The sequence below is a fragment of the Pseudomonas anuradhapurensis genome (assembly GCF_014269225.2).
Taxonomy (GTDB): domain Bacteria; phylum Pseudomonadota; class Gammaproteobacteria; order Pseudomonadales; family Pseudomonadaceae; genus Aquipseudomonas; species Aquipseudomonas anuradhapurensis.
In genome coordinates this window covers 2,250,242-2,271,095 of record NZ_CP077097.1, presented here as the reverse complement: position 1 = coordinate 2,271,095, position 20,854 = coordinate 2,250,242, and the positions used below count along the sequence as shown (strand labels likewise).

Annotated in this window: 16 protein-coding genes and 1 pseudogene; 9 read left to right on the top strand and 8 right to left on the bottom strand. The window is 66.4% G+C overall.

What is annotated here, in order from left to right:
* Positions 1–100 precede the first annotated feature (100 nt).
* Positions 101–877, bottom strand: a complete 777-nt coding sequence (locus HU763_RS10550) for an IclR family transcriptional regulator (protein WP_186684708.1) — start codon at positions 875–877, stop codon at positions 101–103.
* A 194-nt stretch (positions 878–1,071) separates the two neighbouring features.
* Here HU763_RS10550 and HU763_RS10545 point away from each other — a divergent pair, with 194 nt between their 5' ends.
* Complete coding sequence (locus HU763_RS10545) at positions 1,072–2,790, top strand: FAD-dependent oxidoreductase (protein ID WP_186684705.1); 1,719 nt, start codon at positions 1,072–1,074, stop codon at positions 2,788–2,790.
* A 73-nt stretch (positions 2,791–2,863) separates the two neighbouring features.
* Positions 2,864–4,204: a D-serine ammonia-lyase gene (locus tag HU763_RS10540; protein WP_186684703.1), complete on the top strand. Its 1,341-nt coding sequence runs from the start codon at positions 2,864–2,866 to the stop codon at positions 4,202–4,204.
* A gap of 48 nt (positions 4,205–4,252) precedes the next feature.
* Here the strand turns inward: HU763_RS10540 and alr are convergent, their stop codons facing one another.
* The 5 genes and pseudogenes from alr to HU763_RS10515 form a co-directional block, all read right to left on the bottom strand.
* Positions 4,253–5,482, bottom strand: a complete 1,230-nt coding sequence (alr, locus tag HU763_RS10535; protein WP_186684701.1) for an alanine racemase — start codon at positions 5,480–5,482, stop codon at positions 4,253–4,255.
* 137 nt (positions 5,483–5,619) lie between these two features.
* Positions 5,620–5,750, bottom strand: a pseudogene (locus HU763_RS10530) (IS5/IS1182 family transposase); the annotation flags it as partial.
* Between the two features lie 59 nt (positions 5,751–5,809).
* Positions 5,810–6,877: a lipocalin-like domain-containing protein gene (locus tag HU763_RS10525; RefSeq protein ID WP_186684699.1), complete on the bottom strand. Its 1,068-nt coding sequence runs from the start codon at positions 6,875–6,877 to the stop codon at positions 5,810–5,812.
* Positions 6,867–9,329 (bottom strand): ABC transporter permease, encoded by a 2,463-nt coding sequence (locus HU763_RS10520; RefSeq protein ID WP_186684696.1) that lies wholly within the window; start codon positions 9,327–9,329, stop codon positions 6,867–6,869. Before HU763_RS10520 ends, HU763_RS10525 begins: the two co-directional genes overlap by 11 nt.
* Positions 9,329–9,994: an ABC transporter ATP-binding protein gene (locus HU763_RS10515; RefSeq protein WP_186684694.1), complete on the bottom strand. Its 666-nt coding sequence runs from the start codon at positions 9,992–9,994 to the stop codon at positions 9,329–9,331. The genes HU763_RS10520 and HU763_RS10515 overlap by 1 nt, the downstream gene beginning before the upstream one ends.
* Positions 9,995–10,301: 307 nt before the next feature.
* Between HU763_RS10515 and mrdA the strand changes: the two genes are divergently transcribed.
* Entirely contained in the window at positions 10,302–12,197 is a 1,896-nt protein-coding gene (gene mrdA / locus HU763_RS10510) for a penicillin-binding protein 2 (RefSeq protein WP_186684692.1), read from the top strand.
* A gap of 37 nt (positions 12,198–12,234) precedes the next feature.
* On the opposite strand, the gene HU763_RS10505 is transcribed toward mrdA, so the two are convergent.
* Positions 12,235–12,861 (bottom strand): glutathione S-transferase family protein, encoded by a 627-nt coding sequence (locus tag HU763_RS10505; protein WP_186684689.1) that lies wholly within the window; start codon positions 12,859–12,861, stop codon positions 12,235–12,237.
* A 209-nt stretch (positions 12,862–13,070) separates the two neighbouring features.
* Between HU763_RS10505 and HU763_RS10500 the strand changes: the two genes are divergently transcribed.
* Positions 13,071–13,388: a DUF2388 domain-containing protein gene (locus HU763_RS10500; RefSeq protein WP_170029397.1), complete on the top strand. Its 318-nt coding sequence runs from the start codon at positions 13,071–13,073 to the stop codon at positions 13,386–13,388.
* Between the two features lie 92 nt (positions 13,389–13,480).
* Here HU763_RS10500 and glcC read toward each other — a convergent pair whose 3' ends face one another.
* A complete protein-coding gene (gene glcC / locus HU763_RS10495; protein WP_186684687.1) occupies positions 13,481–14,245 on the bottom strand; it encodes a transcriptional regulator GlcC in 765 nt (254 codons plus the stop codon).
* Positions 14,246–14,441: 196 nt separating this feature from the next.
* Here glcC and glcD point away from each other — a divergent pair, with 196 nt between their 5' ends.
* Genes glcD through HU763_RS10470 form a run of 5 tightly spaced genes read left to right on the top strand, consistent with a single transcriptional unit; the run spans position 14,442 to position 20,848 of the window.
* Positions 14,442–15,941 carry a glycolate oxidase subunit GlcD gene (gene glcD / locus HU763_RS10490; protein WP_186684685.1) on the top strand — a complete coding sequence of 500 codons (1,500 nt, stop codon included), beginning with the start codon at positions 14,442–14,444 and terminating at the stop codon, positions 15,939–15,941.
* Entirely contained in the window at positions 15,941–16,993 is a 1,053-nt protein-coding gene (gene glcE / locus HU763_RS10485) for a glycolate oxidase subunit GlcE (RefSeq protein ID WP_186684683.1), read from the top strand. Before glcD ends, glcE begins: the two co-directional genes overlap by 1 nt.
* 9 nt (positions 16,994–17,002) lie before the next feature.
* Positions 17,003–18,238, top strand: a complete 1,236-nt coding sequence (gene glcF, locus HU763_RS10480; protein WP_186684681.1) for a glycolate oxidase subunit GlcF — start codon at positions 17,003–17,005, stop codon at positions 18,236–18,238.
* Entirely contained in the window at positions 18,231–18,629 is a 399-nt protein-coding gene (locus HU763_RS10475; protein WP_186684679.1) for a heme-binding protein, read from the top strand. Before glcF ends, HU763_RS10475 begins: the two co-directional genes overlap by 8 nt.
* 47 nt (positions 18,630–18,676) lie before the next feature.
* Positions 18,677–20,848, top strand: coding sequence for a malate synthase G (locus HU763_RS10470; protein ID WP_186684677.1), 2,172 nt, complete (start codon positions 18,677–18,679; stop codon positions 20,846–20,848).
* Positions 20,849–20,854 lie beyond the last annotated feature (6 nt).

Sequence of the window (20,854 nt, the reverse complement as noted above, 5' to 3'; positions counted from 1 at the left end):
ACCAGGTTCCACAATCTGCGTTAAACAATCTAGAACCAGGTTCTGCTTTTAAGAAGTACAAGCACCACAAACTGTGCGGTTATCGACCAGAAATGCGCTCTCAGGCAAACAGCTCGCTGGCCCGGCTGGCTTGCGAGAGTTCCTCCGCTGCCGCCAGCAGCAACGGCGCCAGCTCCGTCAGGCGGCTCTGTGCCAGGCGCGCACTGGGCCCGGCGATGCTCAGCACACCGATCACCTGGTCACTTTGCGGGCGCCGGACGACCGCCGCCAGGGCCGAGGTGCCAATCGCCGAGGTTTCCTCGACCCAGGCGTAACCGCGCTGACGCGCCCGGTGCAGATAGGCCAGCAGCTCATCGGTGGAGCGTGGCGCCTTCGGGCCGAACTGGGCCGGGTCGGCAATCCCCTGCCGCAAGACCATCTGCAGCGCCTGTTCATCATCCAGGCTGGCCAGCCAGGCATGCCCGGACGCCGTGTAGAACAGCGGCGCATCGCGGCCCATGTCCGGGTCGTAGCGCAGCCCCGAGCGGGCGCCCTGGGACTTGGCAATCCAGGTCTGGCGGGCGCCGTCGATCACGCCAAGGCGCACCAGTTCGCCGCTGTCCTGGGCCAGGCGGTCGAGAATCGGCTGGATGATGTCGGCGCCGCTGCTGGCCAGGTAACGAAAGCCCAGAGCCACCAGCTTGGCCGAGAGCTGGTAACGGCTGTTGTCACGGTTCTGCCGCACATAGCCCAGCCTTGCCAGCTCGGTGAGCATGCGGTGGGTAGCACTCTTGGGGATGTCCATACGCTCGGCCAGGGTTTGCAAAGGCAGCCCCTGCGGTTCACCGGCCAGGTGTTCTACAAGACTGAAGGCGCGTTCGATCTGACTACCAGCCATGACTCAGGTCCCTGAAATTTTTGCGGATTCTAGAAGATGATTCCACAGGCACGATAGCTGGCGCAGCCAGGTCAGCAAGAATTGTCCGGTGATCGCCCATAACTTGCCATACCGGGCCTGCTCCCCCTTGCAGCGTGGTGCACCACCGAGAAAAATGTGGAACCTTGTTCCAGAAAAAACAGAGGACACCTGTGATGCCTTCCGCCTCGATTGAAACCGAATGCGATGTACTGGTCATAGGGTCCGGCGCCGCCGGGCTGGCTGCCGCGGTGACGGCTGCCTGGCATGGGCAGAAGGTAATCGTGGTGGAAAAGGAACCGGTGTTCGGCGGAGCCACCGCCTGGTCCGGCGGCTGGGCCTGGGTGCCGCGCAACCCGCTGGCACGCCGCGCCGGGATCGAGGAAAGCATCGAGCAACCGCGCACTTACCTGCGTAACGAGTTGGGGGCGTATTACAACGCAGAGCTGGTAGACGCCTTCCTCGAGGCGTGCCCGCACATGGTGGCGTTCTTTGAACAGCACACGGCGTTGCAGTTTGCCGACGGCAACGGCATACCGGACATGCACGGCGACACGCCAGGTGCGGCCGAGGGTGGGCACCAGGTGATTGCCGCGCCCTATGACGCCCGCGAAGTGGGCACACTACTACCGCGCCTGCGCCAGACCCTGCGCGAAACCTCGTTCATGGGCATGCCGATCATGGCCGGTGCCGACCTTGCCGCGTTCCTCAACCTGACCCGCTCGCCCAAGGCCTTGCTGCACGTATGCAAGCGTCTTGGCCGCCACCTTTACCACCTGGCCCGGTATGGCCGGGCGATGCACCTGGTCAACGGCGTGGCATTGGTGGCGCGCCTGGCCAAGTCGGCGCAGGACCTGGGCGTGCAACTGCAAGCGTCGGCACCGGCCAGGCGCCTGCTGGTCGAGAATGGCCGTGTGTGCGGGGCAGTGATCGCCACGGCGCAGGGCGAACAAGCGGTGCGCGCTAATGCAGTGGTCCTGGCTACCGGCGGCTTCCCCAACGACCTTGCGCGGCGCCAGCAACTGTTCCCGCGCGATGCCAGCGGCCACGACCACCTGGCCTTGCCGCCCAAGGGCTGCTCGGGCGACGGCCTGCGCCTGGGCGAGTCGGCTGGCGGCGTGGTTGCCACCGACCTGAAGTCGCCAGTGGCCTGGGCACCGGTGTCACTGGTGCCGCACCGCGACGGCAGTGTCGGCCACTTCCCGCACATCATCGAGCGCGGCAAGCCAGGCATCATTGGCGTGCTGGCCAACGGCAGGCGTTTCGTCAACGAAGCGCATGGCTATTACGACTACGTGGCGGCCATGATCGCGGCCGTACCGCCGCATGAGGAGGTGTGCTCGTGGCTGGTCTGCGACCACCGTTTCCTGCGCCGCTACGGCCTGGGCCACGCCCGCCCGGCCCCGCTGCCGGTATGGCCGCACCTGCGCAGCGGCTACCTTAGGCGCGGCGCCACGCTCGAAGCCTTGGCCGAGGCTTGCGGCATCGACCCGGTCGGGCTGCGGGCCACGGTCAGCGAATTCAACCACCACGCCCGTAACGGCCAGGACCCTGCCTTCGGCCGTGGCTCCACACCCTTCAACCGCAAGCAGGGCGACCCGCAGCATAAAGGGCCCAACCCCTGCGTGGCAGCGATCGAACACGGGCCGTTCTATGCGGTGAAGGTCCAACCCGGCTGCTTTGGCACCTTTGCCGGGCTGCGCACCGACGCCAGTGCCCGCGTGCTGGACGAGGCCGGGCAGCCCATCGTCGGCCTGTACGCGGCGGGTACCGACATGGCCAGTGTGTTTGGCGGCTGGTACCCGTCGGGTGGCATCAATCTGGGCCCGGCGCTGACCTTTGGCTATGTGGCCGGGCGGCATATTGCCGGGGCGCGGAACTATGAATGCAACTGATCGGCCTTGCCGACCAGGGGCAAATCTGATTACTTCGCTCAGCCAGCCCCGCCCCCATCCCAGGAACGCCACGATGATTCACGGCAAGACGCTGCAAGCATGGTGCAACTCCCATCCCCTGATCGAGGATCTGGTGGCACTGCATGAAACCCGCTGGTTCAACCCGAACATCGCCCCGGCCGCCCAGGCCCTGGCCGATGTCGGCCTGAGCGCCGCCGATGTCAGTGCGGCCAGCGCCCGGCTGGCGCGCTTTGCCCCGTACCTGGCCAGTGTATTTGCCGATACCGCCGCCAGCGGCGGCATCATCGAATCGCCATTGCGCCCGCTGCCCAGGCTGCACGCCAGCCTGCTGCAGGCGGCCGGCCTGCACGCCAGCGGTTCGCTGTGGCTCAAGGCCGACAGCGAACTGCCGATCTCCGGCTCGATCAAGGCCCGCGGCGGTATTCACGAAGTGCTCAAGCATGCCGAAGACCTGGCCCTGGCCGCCGGCCTGATCAGCGTCGACAGCGACTACAGGGCCCTGGCCAGCGACCAGGCGCGAGAATTCTTCAGCCGCTACAAGGTTGCCGTCGGTTCGACCGGTAACCTCGGCCTGTCAATCGGCATCATCAGCGCCAGGCTGGGTTTCCAGGCCACCGTGCACATGTCGGCCGATGCCCGGCAGTGGAAAAAGGACAAACTGCGTAGCCATGGCGTGAATGTGGTCGAGTACGCCAGCGACTACAGCGTGGCGGTGGCGCAAGGGCGCCAGCAGGCGGCGGCGGACCCGACCTGCTATTTCGTCGATGACGAGAACTCGCCGCACCTGTTCCTTGGCTACGCCGTGGCCGCCGAGCGGCTTGCCAGGCAGTTCGACGCGGCCGGTATCCAGGTGGATGCCGAGCACCCGTTGTTCGTCTACCTGCCCTGCGGCGTTGGCGGTGGGCCGGGTGGCGTGGCGTTTGGCCTGAAGCTGATCTGGGGCGACCATGTGCACTGCCTGTTCGCCGAGCCCACCCACTCGCCGTGCATGTTCCTGGGGGTTTACAGCGGTCTGCATGACGCCACCAGCGTGCAGGATTTCGGTATCGACAACGTCACCGCCGCCGATGGCCTGGCGGTAGGCCGCCCTTCCGGCTTCGTTGGCAAGGCCATGCAGCGCCTGCTCGACGGCTATTACACGGTCAGCGACGAAACCCTGTACCGGTTGTTGGTACTGGCTCATGACCTGGAACAGGCACGGCTGGAACCTTCGGCGCTGGCCGGCATGCCGGGGCTGCTGAAGGTGCTCGACTCGCCCGAATACCTGGCACGCATGGGCTTGTCGAGCGAGCGTATGGCCAGGGCTACGCACCTGGTGTGGGGGACCGGCGGCAGCATGGTGCCGGAGGCGGAATTCGCCGCTTATCTGAGCAAAGGCCGCTCAGGCACCTAGCACCCGAGCCCTGGGCCGGCAGCGCCAGGGCTTGCTGGAACGGCTCTGTCAGTCGACCAGAATCTTCGGGTTGGAGTTGCCCCATACGGTGTACAGGTCGGCCAGCAGCGCGCCGTTGATTTCCTCGATCTCGGCCTGGGTGATTTCGCCCCCGGCCTGCTTGCCGAACAACACCACTTCGTTGCCACCCTTCACATCGGGGAAGTCGGTGACATCGACCATCAACGTGTTCATCGACACCTTGCCCACCACCGGCACACGGTGGCCGTTGATCAGCACATGGCCCTTGTTGGTGAACACCCGGCGATAGCCATCGGAGTAGCCGACGGTGATGTTGGCCAGGCGCGAATCACGGGTCAGGGTGAAGGTGCGGTCGTAGCCTACAGTGTTGCCGGCCGGGTAGCTGTGCACCGCAGCCACGTGCGACTTGAACTGCATGACCCGCTGGTACTCGGTGTGCGTCGGCACGGTATCGCCGAACAGCGCGCCACCGGTGCGCACCATGTCCAGGCGCGCTTCCGGCACTTCCAGCGTGGCGAAGGAGTTGGCCGCGTGCAGGGTGAGCTTGCTGCGATCCAGCTTGGCATGCTTGATCAGCCAGTCGGTCTGCTCGTTGAAGGCGGCCAGGCCTTTGCGCACATCGTCCTTGTCTTCCACGGCGAAGTGGGTCATCAGCGCGACCAGCTTGAGGTGCTTTTGGTCGGTGATCTGCAGTGCTTCGCCACGGCCGGACCAAGTGGCCATTTCTACCCCGTTGCGGCTCATGCCGCTGGAATTGAGCGCCAGGTGGATGCGCAAGGTCTTGCCGTGACGCTCGGCCAGGGCATCGAGCTGGCGGGCGAACTCGGCGCTGCCGACCAGTTCTTCCATGTCGTACTGCAGGGCATCTTCCACTTCACCGAGGCTGGCCAGGCGCACCCGCACCAGCTGCCCGGTGAAGCCACTGGCACGGACCACACGGGCTTCCTCGTTGCTGGCCACCGCCACGCAGGGCACGCCCTGGGCAATGATCGAGGGCATCACCAGGCCGATGCCGTGGCCATAGGCGTCGGCCTTGAGCACGGCGCACAGCTTGGACTTGCCACCCAGCTCGGCCTGCAAGGTACGAATGTTGTGCTGCAGCGCGCTGGCACTGATTTCGACCCAAGCGTTGCTGTTCTGCACAGTCAGGGCGGTGGTGCCGTTGTCCATCGACAGCGGCGGTGCGGCGTACAGCGGGGCTTGGCCAGTGATCAGCAGAGCGAGGGAGGCAGCCAGGAGGGTACGGCGAAATGGCATGGTGATTTCTCTATTCTTTTTTTTGGTGATGTATGCGGCCGGAAAGACCCAAGGGAATTGGTGCTCGGCACGCCGTCAGCGAGGGTGCCACAGCCATTGGGGATATGGCCAGCTGTGTCGCGCCCAGCCAACACCGGCTAGGCTCTATACGAAACAAAATGTCGCAACACCGCATGGAACAGGCCAGTGAAACCATGGCGGCATAGTTTTCCGCGAGCTTGTTGAAGCGTGTCACGATGCGGCGCTTCTCTTCCAGCCAGCCAAAAACCGCCATGGTCTCACTGGCCTGTTCCATGCGGTGTTGCGACATTTTTTTTCGTACAGAACCTAGTACCCGGTCATTTCCAGATAACCACGCCCACCCGCACTCCCGGTCAACCGCACCGGCCCTTCCCAGTACGGGAAGCGGGTGTCCATCCACGCCTGCGGCTCCAGCGCCTCGGCCTGCACATCCACGCCCTGCCCCGGCACCCGCACCCGCCAGCGCGTCGGCACCCGCTTGCCATTTTTCTGCCGCGTCCAGGCCTGCGCCTGCAGCTGGACCTGCGCGCCCGACAGCGCCACCACCTGACCTTGCGGGCCCACCCAGGTGCCGGCGCGATACGCCTCGCCCTGGGCCTGGCGCACCTGGAACAGCATCAGCTTGGCGCCGTTGTCCAGGTGCAGCGAAAACCAGTCCCAGCCGGTCTGCCCGGCGGCCAAGGGCTGGCTGCTCCACTCCCGGTCCAGCCAGGCCCGGCCTGTGACAGCAATACACTGACCACCACGCTGTACGTACCCACGCACGTGGTAGAACGGCTGGCTGTAATAGTACGAAGCCTGCCCCTTGCCGGACTTCTCGCTGTAGCCCTGCTCGCCGTGCAACACCAAGGGCCCATCGCTGTGCAGTTGCAGGTCATAGCGAAAGCCTTCGGTAGTGGCCAGCATCTGCAGGTTGTCGATGCCAGCGCTGCCCTGCAGCGTCCAGTCATTGATCCACGCCCGGAACGGCTGGGCCTGAACGCCGGCCTGGCCGATGCCGCCGCGCGCCAGGGTCTCAGCCGACTGGTGGCCGCCCGGGCCGGTCAACGCCGCGTGACCCAGCCACAGGTTCGGGCTGTTCCAGCTGGCAGTTTCCGGGCCGGGGCGCAGGGCCGAGCGGAACAGTGTCCACTGCACGCCCCAGTCCCGCTGGCGGGCATCCTGCAGGTTGGCGGTGACGTACCACCATTCGATGCGAAAGCCATCATGCGCCCCATGGTCGCGTGGAAAAGCCAGGTGCTGGCCACGGGTCACCTGGCTGAACGCCGCCGCCTGCTGGCCGAGCCCGGCATAGCTCTGCTCCGTCGGCTGCTCGCAGCCACCCAGCAAGCTACTTAGCAGGCCAGACAACAGCAGGCGCAGGCTATGCCTCATCGGTGAACGGCCTCAACAGTTCGCGCGGCTGGCGACGCGCCAGCTGCCACAGGGGCCAGGCGCTGGCCAGCAGGCTGGTCAGCAAGGCCAACAGGGCCAAGTGCAGCAGTTGTGCGGGGAACACGTAAAGCGGCAGGCGCCAGCCGAATGCCTGCACGTTCAGCACCGCGACCAGGCACCAGGCCAACAGGATACCCAGCGGAATCGCCAGCAGCACGGTGAGGCTGCTCAGCAGCAATGTCTGCCCAAGGCTCAACCAGGCCAGCTGCGCACGCCGCACCCCCAACGCCCACAATGGCGCCAACTGGCCCAGGCGGGTCTGGCCCAGGGTCAGCAGGTTGATGAACAGTGCCACACCGGCCACGCCAAGGGTCAGGCTGTTGAGTGCCGCGGTGGCGGCGAAAGTGCGGTTGAACACCTCGGTCGACCAGCGTTTCAGGCGGGCCTGCTCGACCACCCGGCTGTCGTCGAGGGCAAAGCGCTGCTGCAATGCGGCGATGAGCGATGGCGCCTGGTCTGCAGCTATATCGACGCTCACGCCAGTCAGGGAAGCCTGCACCCAGTGCTGGCGTAACCAGCCGGCATCGACCAGGACATGCCCCTTGGGGTTGCCGTAATCGGCATATATCCCCACGACAGTCAGCGCCGACGAGGTGTCTGCCGGCAACCTCAAGCGGTCACCCAGGTGCAGTTCCAGGCGCCTGGCCAACTGTTCACTGAGCATCACGGCCTGCCCGCGGGCCAATTGCTCCCAGGCACGTGGCTGTTGTTCCAGCAATGGCCAGCGTGCTCGATAGGCCGGATGGTCGAGGATGCCCTGAACCTGCACCGGCCAACCTTGCAACTGCGTTTCCACGCGCCAGACAGGCAGTACCGTGCTGACCGCGGGTTGCAGCCCGAGCCACTGGCTGATCTGCAGGCCCTGGGCGGTATCCCGTGGAGTGATGTACAGCGCGGCCGACAGGCGCTGGTCAAGCCAGCCGACAAAGGTCTTGCGAAAACCTTCGGTCATGCTGCCGACACCGACGCTGGCGGCCAGCGCCAGCAACAGGGCCATCAGCGCCAGCGCCAGGGCCGGCAGTTGCTGGCGACTGTCGGCGACGAACCATTGCGCCAGCGGCCGCCGGCAACGGCGCGCCAGCCAGGCCAGCGCCCTGTCGAGCAAGGCGGGCAGCCACAGCGCCGCCGCCAGCAGCAGCGCTGCCAGCATGCCGAACGCGCTGGGCAGGCTGTCACCCAGCATACCGCAGCCCAAGGCCAGCACCAGCAGCAGGCCCGCCAGCAAAGCCTGCCGCCGCAACCACGGCCCTTGCGCCAGGCGCCAGGCCTGGGGTTGTGCCAGCGCCAGCAAGGGTAGCCGGGCGGCCCGCAGTACACTGCTCAGCCCGGCCAGCAACGCCCCCAGCACGCTCACCAGCACACCCGCCAACCACCACCACGCCGGCAGGTTCAGCGTGCCGGCCACCTGGGCGCCATACAGGCCGCGCAGGCTGGCGGCCACGTCGGGCAGCAAGCTTGCGGCCAAGGCGTACCCACTGGCCACCCCAGCGACGCCACCCAGCACGGCGAACAAGCCCAGTTCCAGGACCAAGGCCCACAAGAGGATGTTCAGCTGGACACCACAGGCACGCAGGTTGCGTATCAGCCCGCGCCGCTGTTCCAGCGCCAGGCCAATCGCGGCGTGGGCGATGAACAGGCCGACGACGAACGCCAGCAGGCCGAGTGCCGTGAGGTTCAGGTGGAAACTGTCGGTCAGCCGCTGCAGGCCACCGTCATCCTGCCGCGCTTGCCATTCAAGATCAGCGGCGAATGCTGCCGGCAGCGGCCCTGGCGCAGTGGTCAGCAGCAGGCGCGACAACTGCCCAGGCGCGTGCAGCAATGCCTGGGCATGGCCGATATCGACCACGATCACCCCGGGGGCCAGCGCAGGTTGCAGAACTACAGGAGGCAGCACCTGCCCTTCGCTGTCGCGTGTGGGCTCCCCGGGGGCCACATTCAACTGCCGCAACGTATCTGTGCCAACCCAGGCTTGCCCAGGCGAGCCGATGAACGCCTGCAGGTCGAAGGCCTGCAGCTGCACCCCGGCAACGCTGCTGGCCGGCGGCAGGCTCAATGGCTCGATGCCGATCAACCGCACACTGCGCGGCGGCTCGCCCGGCAAACGCAGGCGGCCTTCCAGCACCGGGGAAACCGCCCAGCCCAGCCTGCGCAGTTGCACGTACAGCGCCTGGTCGAAGCGCTCGCCATTGCGCGCCACCAACTGCGCCTGCAGCGGCCCCGCCAATACCGCACTGGCCCGGGCATAGTCGCTGCGCGCCTGGCTGTTCAGCGCTTGCACGCCGGTCCACAGGGCCGTGGCCAGCCACAGGCCGGTGAAAATGCTGAAGCATTGCACACGATGGCGCCGCCAATGGCTGAGCAGCGCCCACAGCGCCAGTGGTAACAGTCTCATCAGCCCTGCTCGGCCCGTACGCGGCCGGCCTGCAAGTAGCAACGCTGCTGCAAGCGTGCCGCCAGGCGCGGGCTGTGGGTCACCATCAGCACACCACTGCCGGCCTCGGCGACCAGTTGCAACAGCAGGCTCAGCACCTCGTCGCTGCTGGCTTCATCGAGGCTGCCGGTGGGCTCGTCGGCGAGCAGCCAGGCCGGGCGCCCGGCCAGCGCGCGGCCGATGGCAACCCGCTGCTGCTGGCCGCCGGAGAGCTGTTCCGGGTAGCGCTCAAGCAGGCTCGCCAGGCCCAGGCGTTGCACCAGGTAGGCGACCCATTGCGGGTCATGCCGCGCAGCCAGCCGGGCCTGGAAGGCAAGGTTGGCCGCCACGTCCAGGCTGCTGATCAGGTTGTACTGCTGGAACACCAGGCCAACCGCCTGCCGCCGCCAGCGCGCCAGCGCCGCCTCGGAGCGGCCATCGAGCGGGGCGCCGTCGATCAGGATACGGCCACTGTCGGCGCGGTCGAGACCGGCCAGCAGGTGCAGCAAGGTGCTCTTGCCACTGCCCGACTCGCCCATCAGCGCCAGGCTGCTGCCGCGGGCCAGGCGCAATTCGACGCCCTGTAATACCGGCAGCAGGCCTTGTGGGGTGGAGAACGATTTGTGCAATTGTTCGATGACCAGCATCGATAGGCCCTGTTGGGTTCGGGTGTCCTTTTAGGCATAGCAGGTTCAGGGCAATGCGCGTGCATCGTTGCAGGGCGAGGTTGCAGCTTGGTAGCGCCGTGATGAACAAATCTTCATGTTGCCGGCGGCCCGCGTGATTACGGGCGTGGCAGCCGCCAGAGCTTTTGCGCCGGCAGGCTTTTGCCTTGAGAGGGCCTGGTAGCTTGCGTAGCATCACCGCCCCCGCTGCCACAGAGCTCGCGCCCACAGGTCAGCTTGCACGGCGTCCGCCGTCATCCAGCCCCACCACCCGCAGACAGAACCGCCGATGCCGCAACCCATCCCCCTCAAGGACCACGAAAAGGAAAAGCACCTGGTCAACCGCCGGCTTCTGGCCTGCGCCACCCTGGTGTTCTGCCTGTGTGCCGTGCTGGTGGGCCGGCTTTATGTGCTGCAGGTGCTGCAGCATGACCAGCAGAGCGCCGTATCGGAAAACAACCGCGTGCACGTGCTGCCCATCGCTCCCGAGCGCGGGCTGATCTATGACCGCAACGGCGTGGTGCTGGCCGACAACAAGCCCAGCTTCGACCTGACCATGACCCGCGAGCGGGCCGGCGGCGACACGGCCAAGGTGCTCGACACCCTGGCGCAGGTGCTGGGCCTGGGCGAAGACGAGCGCAAGCAGTTCGACAAGGACCTGCGTCGGGGCCGCAAGCCGTTCGAGCCGGTCACCCTGATGGTCGGCCTGAGCGAAGAGCAGATCGCCCTGGTGGCGGTGAACCAGTTCCGTCTGCCGGGCCTGGAAGTGGAGCCGCAGTTCATCCGCGAGTACCCGCTGGCCGAACACTTCGCCCATTCGGTGGGCTACGTGGGGCGGATCAACGAAAAAGAGGCCAAGGCCCTCGACAACACCGAGTACCGCGGCACCCAGTCGATCGGCAAGACCGGTATCGAACACTTCTACGAAAGCCAGCTGCACGGCCACGTGGGTTATGAAGAGGTCGAGACCAACGCCCAGGGCCGCGTGATGCGGGTGCTCAACCACAAGGACCCGACCCCCGGCAAGGACATCGTCCTGACCCTGGACGCGCACCTGCAACTGGCGGCGGAAAAAGCCCTTGGCGACCGCCGTGGCTCGGTGGTGGTGCTCGACCCGGCCAACGGTGATGTGCTGGCCATGGTCAGCAACCCCAGCTTCGACCCCAACCTGTTCGTCAAGGGCATCAGCTTCAAGCAGTACGCCGCGCTGCGCGACTCGATCGACCGGCCGCTGTTCAACCGCGTGCTGCGCGGCCTGTATGCACCGGGCTCGACGGTCAAGCCGGAGGTCGCCATTGCCGGCCTCGACAGCGGCGTGATCACCCCGGGCAGCCGGGTCTTCGACCCGGGCTACTACGAACTGCCCAACTATGACCACAAGTACCGCAACTGGAACCGCAGCGGCGATGGCTGGGTGGACATGTACATCGCGATCATGCGCTCCAACGACACCTACTTCTACGACCTGGCACACAAGCTGGGCATCGACCGCCTGCACGACTACCTGGCCGAGTTCGGCCTGGGCCAGAAGGTGTCGCTGGACATGTTCGAGGAAGCCGCCGGGCTGATGCCGTCGCCCGAGTGGAAGCGGGCCACGCGGCGCCAGGCCTGGTTCCCCGGCGAGACGCTGATCCTCGGCATCGGCCAGGGCTACATGCAGGTCACTCCGCTGCAACTGGCCCAGGCCACCAGCCTGCTGGCGAGCAAGGGCGTGTGGCACCGCCCGCACCTGGCGATGACCGTGGGCGGCGCTACACCGGTCGACCCGCACCCGATGCCCGACATCGTGCTGCATGACAGGCATGCCTGGGACCAGGTCAGCCAGGGCATGCAGATGGTCATGCACGACCCGCGCGGGATCGCCCGTGCCGCAGCGGCTGGCGCGCAGTACCGGATTGCCGGCAAGAGCGGCACCGCGCAGGTGGTGGCAATCAGGCAGGGCGAGCGCTACAACCGCGACAAGACCCAGGAACGGCACCGCGACAACGCCCTGTTCGTCGGTTTTGCGCCTGCTGACCACCCAAGCGTGGTGGTGGCGGTGATGATCGAGAACGGGGAGGCCGGTGGGCGGGTGGCGGGCCCGGTAGTACGGGAAGTGATGGATGCCTATCTGCTGGACGAACAGGGGCATCTGAAGCCTGAATATGCTGGTGGCGCAAGCGCACATACTGCGCCACACAGCTAGGCGTGAAAACGGCGTGACAACTCGGCAGGGGAACGTCTCAGGCGGCTGCGCGAGGCATCAGCTCGTACGGGTGCTTCCAGCCCGGTAACGCCTGGATCCGGGCCTTCCAGGCCTCTATATGGGTGAATTCCGCCAACCGGATGCCGGTGTCCTCCGGCATGTACACGTACCCCGCCAGCGACAGGTCGGCGATGGTCAGGCGCCCAGCCACCATGAACGGAGTCTTTGCCAGGTGTGCGTCGACGATGCGGTAGGCCGCCTGGGCACGTTCACGCAGGAACCGGGTCACGTCCGTTTCGCCGGTGTTCTTCAGGCAAAACAGGAAGCGCAGCGCTGCGTAGTAACTGGTGAACTTGTGGTTGTCGAACAGCATCCAGCGCCAGATTTCGCGTTTTTCGTCTTCGTCGCGCGGGCCGAACTGTCCGGTCTGCGCAGCGAGGTACTCGAGGATCAGCGCAGACTGGGTGAGGGTCTTGCCGGCGTGTTCCAGGACCGGCACCTCGCCCTGTTCGTTCACTTCCTCGCGCCAGGCCTGCTCGCGGGTCTGGCCATGGAAGAAGTCGACGAACACCGGTTGCCAGGCCTGGCCGGTGAGTTCGAGCATCAGGGCAGCCTTGTAGGCGTTACCGGATTCGGCGAAGCAATGCAGTTTGTAGTCGGGCATGAGAGGACCTTCAGATTCCGTTGAATGATCGCGCAGGCCCGTGGTGGGCAAGCCCGAGCAAATCACGCCGGGCGTGCCACAGTCAATGCACGCGTGCAGCCGCTGAACGCCCCTGCCGTGGAACACCCATGGAACTCCGGCCATGTTCACGCGCTCTTAAACACTGAGTGGTTTATTTCCCTGTGCTGCACGTTACTGGAGAACATGCCATGCGCCACCTACTCCTCGCCCCTGCCTTGCTGCTCCTGCTGCCTGCCGGCGCTGCCCTGGCTGACGTCGATGCGGGCGACGTCGCCACCTCGGCCGGTGTTTCCGCTTCGCTGTATTCGACCTTCAAGGACGACAAACGGATCATCCCGGCGCGTGACGAGCTTTCCGCTTATGTCGCCAGCGGCGGTGCAATCCGTGGCGCCTACGTGGAGGCGGCGCTGGAACAGGCGCGCAAGGACCACCCTGGCCTGCAGGCCAGTGACGAAGAACTGGCCCGGGCCATCCTGTCGCAGGACGATAGCGTAGCCAATCATTGACCAGGCCAGCCTGCAGCTGACCCGCTCCCACAAGGCCGCTGCGGCCCCTGTGGGAGCGGGTGCCCCCTCGAAAGGGCCGGCGCAGGCAAATTTCACCCCCAGCCATCCATGCGCATGGTCGCCCGCACCAGGCGCTGCTCCTCCTGCTCGATTTCGCGCAAGCTGTCGCGTATCCCGTTGATGTGTTCGCGAGCCGCGCGCTGCGCCTGCTCGGGCAATTGCTCCATCACGGCGTGGTACAACCGTGCATGCTGGCGGTCGATCTGGCGCTTTTGCGCGGGGCGGCAATACAGGTTGTTGACCGACGCGAAGACGGTGCTCAAGGTCAGGTCACTGAGCGATTGCAAGGTGTGCACCAGCACCGGGTTGTGCGAGGCCTCGCTGATGGCACGGTGGAAGGCATGGTCGCGGCGGGCATGTTCACGGGCATCGAGTGGCTCCTGGGCGGCATGGGCGGCCAACATCTCTTCATAGCGCCGGCGGATCAGCAAACGGTCGATATCGGTGGCACGCAAGGCAGCCAGGCGCGCCGATTCAGCCTCCAGCAGTGCGCGCACCTCCAACAGATCGAACAGCGTGCGCGGCTGCGAGCTGAACAGGTGCATCAACGGCGTGCCGCCTGCCTGGCCGGTCAGGTCGGCGACGAACGAACCGCGCCCCTGCTCGGTGTCGATGATGCCGCGCCCGCGCAGGATGCGCAGGCCCTCCCGCAAAGCCGAGCGCGAGCAGCCCAGTTTTTCCACCAGGCGCCGCTCCGACGGCAGCGGCTGGCCGACCTTGAGCACGCCCTCGACGATCAACCGTTCGACCCGTTCGGCCACCTGGTCGGCGACCTTGGCCTTGCCTTCAGTACCCACTGCGCACCCTCCTGCTGGTAGGACCACTTCGCCTACCCGGCTCAATCTAGCCGAGCAAACCCGTAAATTACCAGCACCGGCTACATAAACTGGTAGGACCAGTTCGCCAACCACTCGACCGCGGCCGCCATGACGCTCAGGCTGGACAGGGTGAGCGATGTGCCAATAACGACAAAAACCGTTGCCGAGTGAACCCATGAACATCCTGTACGACGAACGCGTCGATGGCGCACTGCCCGCCGTGGACCAGGCCGCCCTGCTGCAGGCGCTGCGTGAAGCCCTGCCGGACCTCGAAGTGCTGCACCGCGAGGAAGACCTCAAACCCTACGAATGCGATGGCCTTTCGGCCTACCGCACGGTGCCGCTGCTGGTGGTGCTGCCCGAGCGCCTGGAGCAGGTGCAGACCTTGCTCAGGCTCTGCCACCAGCGCGGTGTGCCGGTGGTTGCGCGCGGCGCCGGTACCGGCCTGTCGGGCGGCGCCTTGCCGCTGGCCAAGGGCGTCCTGCTGGTGATGGCGCGCTTCAATCGCATCCTCGAAGTCAACCCGCAGGGCCGCTTCGCCCGGGTGCAGCCCGGCGTGCGCAACCTGGCCATCTCCCAGGCTGCCGCCCCGCACGGCCTGTACTATGCGCCAGACCCGTCGTCGCAAATCGCCTGTTCCATCGGTGGCAACGTGGCCGAAAACGCCGGCGGCGTGCACTGCCTGAAGTACGGCCTGACCGTGCACAACCTGCTCAAGGTCGAGATCCTGACCGTCGAAGGCGAGCGCCTGACCCTGGGCGGCGATGCCCTGGACAGCCCCGGCTTCGATCTGCTGGCGCTATTCACCGGCTCCGAAGGCATGCTCGGCATCGTCACCGAAGTCACCGTCAAGCTGTTGCCAAAGCCACAGGTGGCACGGGTGCTGCTGGCCAGTTTCGACAGTGTCGAGGACGCTGGCCGGGCGGTGGCCGAGATCATCGCCGCCGGGATCATCCCCGGCGGCCTGGAAATGATGGACAACCTGGCGATCCGCGCCGCCGAGGACTTCATCCACGCCGGCTACCCGGTGGACGCGGCGGCCATCCTGCTGTGCGAGCTGGACGGCGTCGAAGCCGATGTGCACGACGATTGCGAAAGGGTCGCCGGCGTACTGGCCCGGGCCGGGGCGCGCGAGGTGCGGCTGGCCAGCGACGAGGCCGAACGCGTGCGCTTCTGGGCCGGGCGCAAGAACGCCTTCCCGGCAGTGGGGCGCATCTCCCCCGACTATTACTGCATGGACGGCACCATCCCGCGCCGCGAGCTGCCACGGGTGCTCAAGGGCATCAGTGACCTGTCCCGTGAGTATGGCCTGCGCGTGGCCAATGTCTTTCATGCCGGCGACGGCAACATGCATCCGCTGATTCTGTTCGATGCCAACCTGCCTGGCGAACTGGAGCGCGCCGAGGCCATTGGCGGCAAGATCCTCGAGCTGTGCGTGGCCGTCGGCGGCAGCATCACCGGCGAGCATGGCGTCGGGCGCGAGAAGATCAACCAGATGTGCGCACAGTTCAACGCTGAGGAAATCACCCTGTTCCATGCGGTCAAGGCCGCCTTCGACCCGCAGGGCCTGCTCAACCCGGGCAAGAACATCCCCACCCTGCACCGTTGCGCCGAATTTGGCGCGATGCACGTGCACCACGGGCAGTTGCCCTTCCCCGAGCTGGAGCGCTTCTGATGAGCATCGACCGCGATATGAGCCAGGCCTTGCTGGAGCAGGTCAGCCAGGCATTGAACCAGGGCACGGCGCTGCGTATCCAGGGCGGCAACAGCAAGGCCATGCTCGGCAACCCGGTTGCCGGCGAGGTGCTGGACACCCGCAGCCACCGCGGCATCGTCAGCTACGACCCGACCGAGCTGGTGCTCACCGCCCGGGCCGGCACGCCGCTGCGCGAAATCGAGGCGGTGCTGCACGAAGCCGGGCAGATGCTGCCCTGCGAACCACCACACCTGAGCGCCGAGGCCACCCTCGGTGGCATGGTCGCGGCCGGGCTGTCGGGGCCACGGCGGCCGTGGGCCGGGTCGGTGCGCGATTACCTGCTGGGCACACGGGTGATCACCGGCCACGGCAAGTTGCTGCGCTTTGGCGGCGAAGTGATGAAGAACGTTGCCGGTTACGACGTGTCACGGCTGATGGCGGGCAGCTTCGGTTGCCTGGGGCTGCTGACCGAGGTGTCGCTGAAAGTGCTGCCGCGTCCGCGTCAGTGCCTGAGCCTGCGCTTGCCAATGAGCCGCCACGAGGCCCTGCTGGAACTCGCCGAATGGGGCCAGCAGCCACTGCCGATCAGCGCTGCCTGCCATGACGGCGAGGCGCTGTACCTGCGCCTGGAGGGAGGTGAAGGCTCCGTGCAGTCAGCGCAGCAGCGCTTGGGCGGCGAACCGCTCGACAGCCGCTTCTGGAGCGACCTGCGCGAACAGCGCCTGGCGTTCTTTGCCGACCCTGCACCGCTATGGCGCCTGTCCGTGCCGCTGGCCACCGGCGAGCTGGAGCTGCCCGGCCGACAACTGCTCGACTGGGGTGGCGCCCAACGCTGGCTGAAGTCCACCGCAGCAGCAGAGGACATCCGCGAGCAGGTTGCCAAGGTTGGTGGCCATGCCACCTGTTACGCCTCCGGCGCGGCCAGCAGCCCACCGCTAACCGCTGCGCTGATGCGCTACCACCGTGCCCTCAAGCAACAACTCGACCCCCAGGGCATATTCAACCCTGGCCGCCTGTACCCGGACCTGTGAGCCCAGACCATGCAAACCAACCTCAGCGAAAGCGCCCGTCGCCTGGCCCGCGCCGACGAAGCCGAAAGCATCCTGCGCTCCTGCGTGCATTGTGGTTTCTGCACCGCCACCTGCCCCACCTACCAGTTGCTGGGCGATGAACTGGACGGCCCACGCGGGCGCATCTACCTGATCAAGCAGGTGCTCGAAGGCGAACCGGTGAGCGCCAGTACCCAGACGCACCTGGACCGCTGCCTGAGCTGCCGCAACTGCGAAACCACCTGCCCGTCCGGGGTGAAGTACCACGACTTGCTGGACATCGGCCGCGCCGTGGTCGACCAGCAGGTACCGCGCCCACTCGGCCAACGCCTGCTGCGCCAGGGCCTGCGTGCGGTGGTGCCGCGCCCGGTGCTGTTCAAGGCCCTGACCCGCAGCGGCCAGGCGCTGCGCCCGCTGCTGCCGGCCGCGCTCAGGCACAAGCTGCCGGCACGGGTCGCCGCCCCCGGTGTGCGTCCGCCAGCTCGCCATGCGCGCCGCGTGCTGCTGCTGGAAGGCTGCGTGCAACCGGCCCTGTCGCCCAACACCAATGCCGCCGCCGCACGCCTGCTGGACCGCCTGGGGATCAGCGTGGAGCCGATCCGCCAAGCCGGTTGCTGCGGTGCGGTGGACTACCATCTCAATGCCCAGGAACAAGGCCTGCAGCGGGCACGGCGCAATATCGACGCCTGGTGGCCAGCCATCGAGGCCGGTGCCGAGGCCATCGTGCAGACCGCCAGCGGCTGTGGCGCGTTCGTGCGTGATTATGGCCACCTGCTGGAGAAGGACCCGCTTTACGCCGCCAAGGCCGCACGCGTCAGCGCGCTGTCACGCGACTTGGTGGAGGTGCTGCGCGACGAGCCGGTCGAGCAGTTGGGCCTGTGCACCGACCAGCGCCTGGCCTTCCATTGCCCGTGCACCCTGCAACACGCACTGAAGCTGGGCGGCGCCGTGGAAGCCTTGCTCACACGCCTGGGCTTCACCCTGACCGCGGTCGCCGACAGCCACTTGTGCTGCGGCTCGGCCGGCACCTACTCGCTGACCCAGCCTGAGCTGTCGCGGCAATTGCGCGACAACCGCCTCAACGCCCTGGAAAGCGGCAAACCGCAAGTCATTGCCACCGCCAACATCGGCTGCCAGGCCCACCTCGATGGGGCCGGGCGCACGCCGGTGCGGCACTGGATCGAAATTGTCGAAGCAGCCTTGAACCCGGAGAACCACCATGCATAGCAAGTCCGTGATCGGCCAGGCCGAAGTCGCCCGTGTGCTCAACGCCGCCCGCCAGCAAGCCCTGGCGCAACAGTGGAGCGTGACCATCGCCGTGGTCGATGACGGCGGCCACCCGCTGGCCCTGGAACGCCTGGACGGTTGCGCCCCGGCCAGCGCCTACATTGCCATGGAAAAAGCGCGCAGCGCTGCGCTTGGGCGCAGAGAGACACGCGATTACGAGGAAATGGTCAATGCAGGCCGTACGGCATTCGTCACCGCGCCGCTGCTGACCAGCCTGGAAGGGGGCGTGCCGCTGCGGGTGGATGGCCAGGTAGTGGGCGCCATTGGCGTATCCGGGGTCAAGCCCGGGCAGGATGCCCAGGTGGCCCTGGCCGGGGCCGCCGCCCTCTGAATCCTGTGCAGCCACTTTCCAAAGACAGACTATCGAGCGAACAGACCATGCCAAACCCTCCACTGCACATCGCCCCCACCCTGCAGCGTTTCATCGAAGACGAAGTACTGCCTGGCACCGGCATCGAGGCCCGCGCCTTCTGGCAAGGCTTCAGCACCCTGGTTCACGACCTCGCCCCGCAAAACCGCGCCCTGCTGGCCGAACGCGAACGCCTGCAGGCCGAACTGGACAACTGGCACCGCCAGCACCCCGGCCCGATCAGTGACATGGCCGCCTACCAGCAGTTCCTGCAAGCCATCGGCTACCTGGTGGACGCGCCCGCCAACGTGCGCGTCAGTACCCGCAACGTCGACCGCGAGATTGCCGTGCAGGCCGGCCCGCAGCTGGTGGTACCGCTGAGCAACGCCCGCTATGCCCTGAATGCTGCCAACGCCCGTTGGGGCTCGCTGTACGATGCGCTGTATGGCACCGATGCCATCGCCGCAACCGGGGGTGCCGAACGGGGCCAGGGCTACAACCCGGTGCGTGGCGCCAAGGTGATTGCCTTTGGCCGCCAGTTCCTCGATGCCAGTGCGCCGCTGCAAGGGGCATCACATGACGATGCCAGGGCCTACACGGTCGACCATGGCCGGTTGCAGGTGACCCTGGCTGATGGCCGTCAGGTCGGCCTTGAGCATCCTGGGCAACTGCGCGGCTACCAAGGCGAGCCGCATACGCCGACAGCGATCCTGTTGCAGCACCACCAACTGCACTTCGAAATCCAGATCGACCCTAACCACGCGATCGGCCAGCAGGACCTGGCCGGGGTCAAGGACATTCTCCTGGAGGCGGCGCTCACCACCATTATCGATTGCGAAGACTCGGTAGCGGCGGTGGATGCCGACGACAAGGTCAACGTGTACCGCAACTGGCTCGGCCTGATGAAGGGCGACCTCAGCGAGCAGGTCAGCAAAGGCGGCAAGACCTTTGTCCGCAGCCTGGCGAAAGACCGCAACTACCACGGCGCGGACGGCCAACCGTTGACCCTGCCGGGCCGCTCGCTGCTGTTCATCCGCAACGTGGGCCACCTGATGACCAACCCGGCCATTCTCGACCGTGACGGCCAGGAGATTCCGGAAGGCATCCTCGATGCCGTGGTCACCAGCCTGATCGGCCTGCACGACCTCAAGCGCCGTGGCAACTCCCGCGAGGGCAGCCTGTACATCGTCAAGCCGAAGATGCACGGGCCGGCCGAAGTAGCTTTTGCCGACCAACTGTTCAGCCGCGTCGAAGCGCTGCTGGGCCTGCCTGCGCACACGTTGAAGATGGGCATCATGGACGAGGAGCGGCGTACCAGCGTCAACCTCAAGGCCTGCATTGCCAACGCCGCGTCACGGGTGGTGTTCATCAACACCGGCTTCCTCGACCGCACCGGGGACGAGATGCACACGGCCATGGAAGCCGGGGCCATGCTGCGCAAGGGCGACATGAAGGGCAGCGCCTGGATCCAGGCCTACGAGCGCAGCAACGTGCTGGTCGGGCTGGCCTGCGGCCTGCGTGGCAAGGCACAGATCGGCAAGGGCATGTGGGCCATGCCCGACCTGATGGCGGCCATGCTCGAACAGAAAGTCGCCCAGCCCAGGGCTGGCGCCAACACCGCCTGGGTGCCCTCGCCCACCGCCGCGACGCTGCATGCACTGCACTATCACCAGGTGGATGTGGCAGCCGTGCAGCAAGCGCTGGAACAGGTTGACCTGGATGCCCAGCGCGCAGAGTTGCTGCATGACCTGCTCAGTGTCCCGGTCAGCCCCGACCGCCCCTGGACTGCTGCCGAAATCCAGGCCGAGCTCGACAACAACTGCCAGGGCATCCTCGGCTATGTGGTGCGCTGGGTCGAACAAGGCGTCGGCTGCTCGAAGGTGCCGGATATCCATGATGTGGGCCTGATGGAAGACCGCGCCACCCTGCGGATTTCGGCGCAGCACATTGCCAACTGGCTGCACCATGGGGTGGTCGATGCCGAGCAGGTCGAGGCGACCTTGCAGCGCATGGCCGCCGTGGTCGACCAGCAGAATGCCGCAGACCCTGCGTACCGGCCAATGGCGGTCGATTTCGCCGCTTCACACGCGTTCCGAGCCGCACGGGCGTTGGTGTTCGAAGGGCGGAAGCAGCCGAGCGGCTACACCGAACCCTTGCTGCACAGCTGGCGGCTGCGCTTCAAACAGGAGGTCCAGCGCTAGAGGCGC

Bases quoted from the DNA above. Each gene is read 5' to 3' on its own strand.
- HU763_RS10550 (WP_186684708.1), bottom strand. From the start codon at position 877: ATGGCTGGTAGTCAGATCGAACGCGCCTTCAGTCTTGTAGAACACCTG.
- HU763_RS10545 (WP_186684705.1), top strand. From the start codon at position 1,072: ATGCCTTCCGCCTCGATTGAAACCGAATGCGATGTACTGGTCATAGGG.
- HU763_RS10540 (WP_186684703.1), top strand. From the start codon at position 2,864: ATGATTCACGGCAAGACGCTGCAAGCATGGTGCAACTCCCATCCCCTG.
- alr (WP_186684701.1), bottom strand. From the start codon at position 5,482: ATGCCATTTCGCCGTACCCTCCTGGCTGCCTCCCTCGCTCTGCTGATC.
- HU763_RS10525 (WP_186684699.1), bottom strand. From the start codon at position 6,877: ATGAGGCATAGCCTGCGCCTGCTGTTGTCTGGCCTGCTAAGTAGCTTG.
- HU763_RS10520 (WP_186684696.1), bottom strand. From the start codon at position 9,329: ATGAGACTGTTACCACTGGCGCTGTGGGCGCTGCTCAGCCATTGGCGG.
- HU763_RS10515 (WP_186684694.1), bottom strand. From the start codon at position 9,994: ATGCTGGTCATCGAACAATTGCACAAATCGTTCTCCACCCCACAAGGC.
- mrdA (WP_186684692.1), top strand. From the start codon at position 10,302: ATGCCGCAACCCATCCCCCTCAAGGACCACGAAAAGGAAAAGCACCTG.
- HU763_RS10505 (WP_186684689.1), bottom strand. From the start codon at position 12,861: ATGCCCGACTACAAACTGCATTGCTTCGCCGAATCCGGTAACGCCTAC.
- HU763_RS10500 (WP_170029397.1), top strand. From the start codon at position 13,071: ATGCGCCACCTACTCCTCGCCCCTGCCTTGCTGCTCCTGCTGCCTGCC.
- glcD (WP_186684685.1), top strand. From the start codon at position 14,442: ATGAACATCCTGTACGACGAACGCGTCGATGGCGCACTGCCCGCCGTG.
- glcE (WP_186684683.1), top strand. From the start codon at position 15,941: ATGAGCATCGACCGCGATATGAGCCAGGCCTTGCTGGAGCAGGTCAGC.
- glcF (WP_186684681.1), top strand. From the start codon at position 17,003: ATGCAAACCAACCTCAGCGAAAGCGCCCGTCGCCTGGCCCGCGCCGAC.
- HU763_RS10475 (WP_186684679.1), top strand. From the start codon at position 18,231: ATGCATAGCAAGTCCGTGATCGGCCAGGCCGAAGTCGCCCGTGTGCTC.
- HU763_RS10470 (WP_186684677.1), top strand. From the start codon at position 18,677: ATGCCAAACCCTCCACTGCACATCGCCCCCACCCTGCAGCGTTTCATC.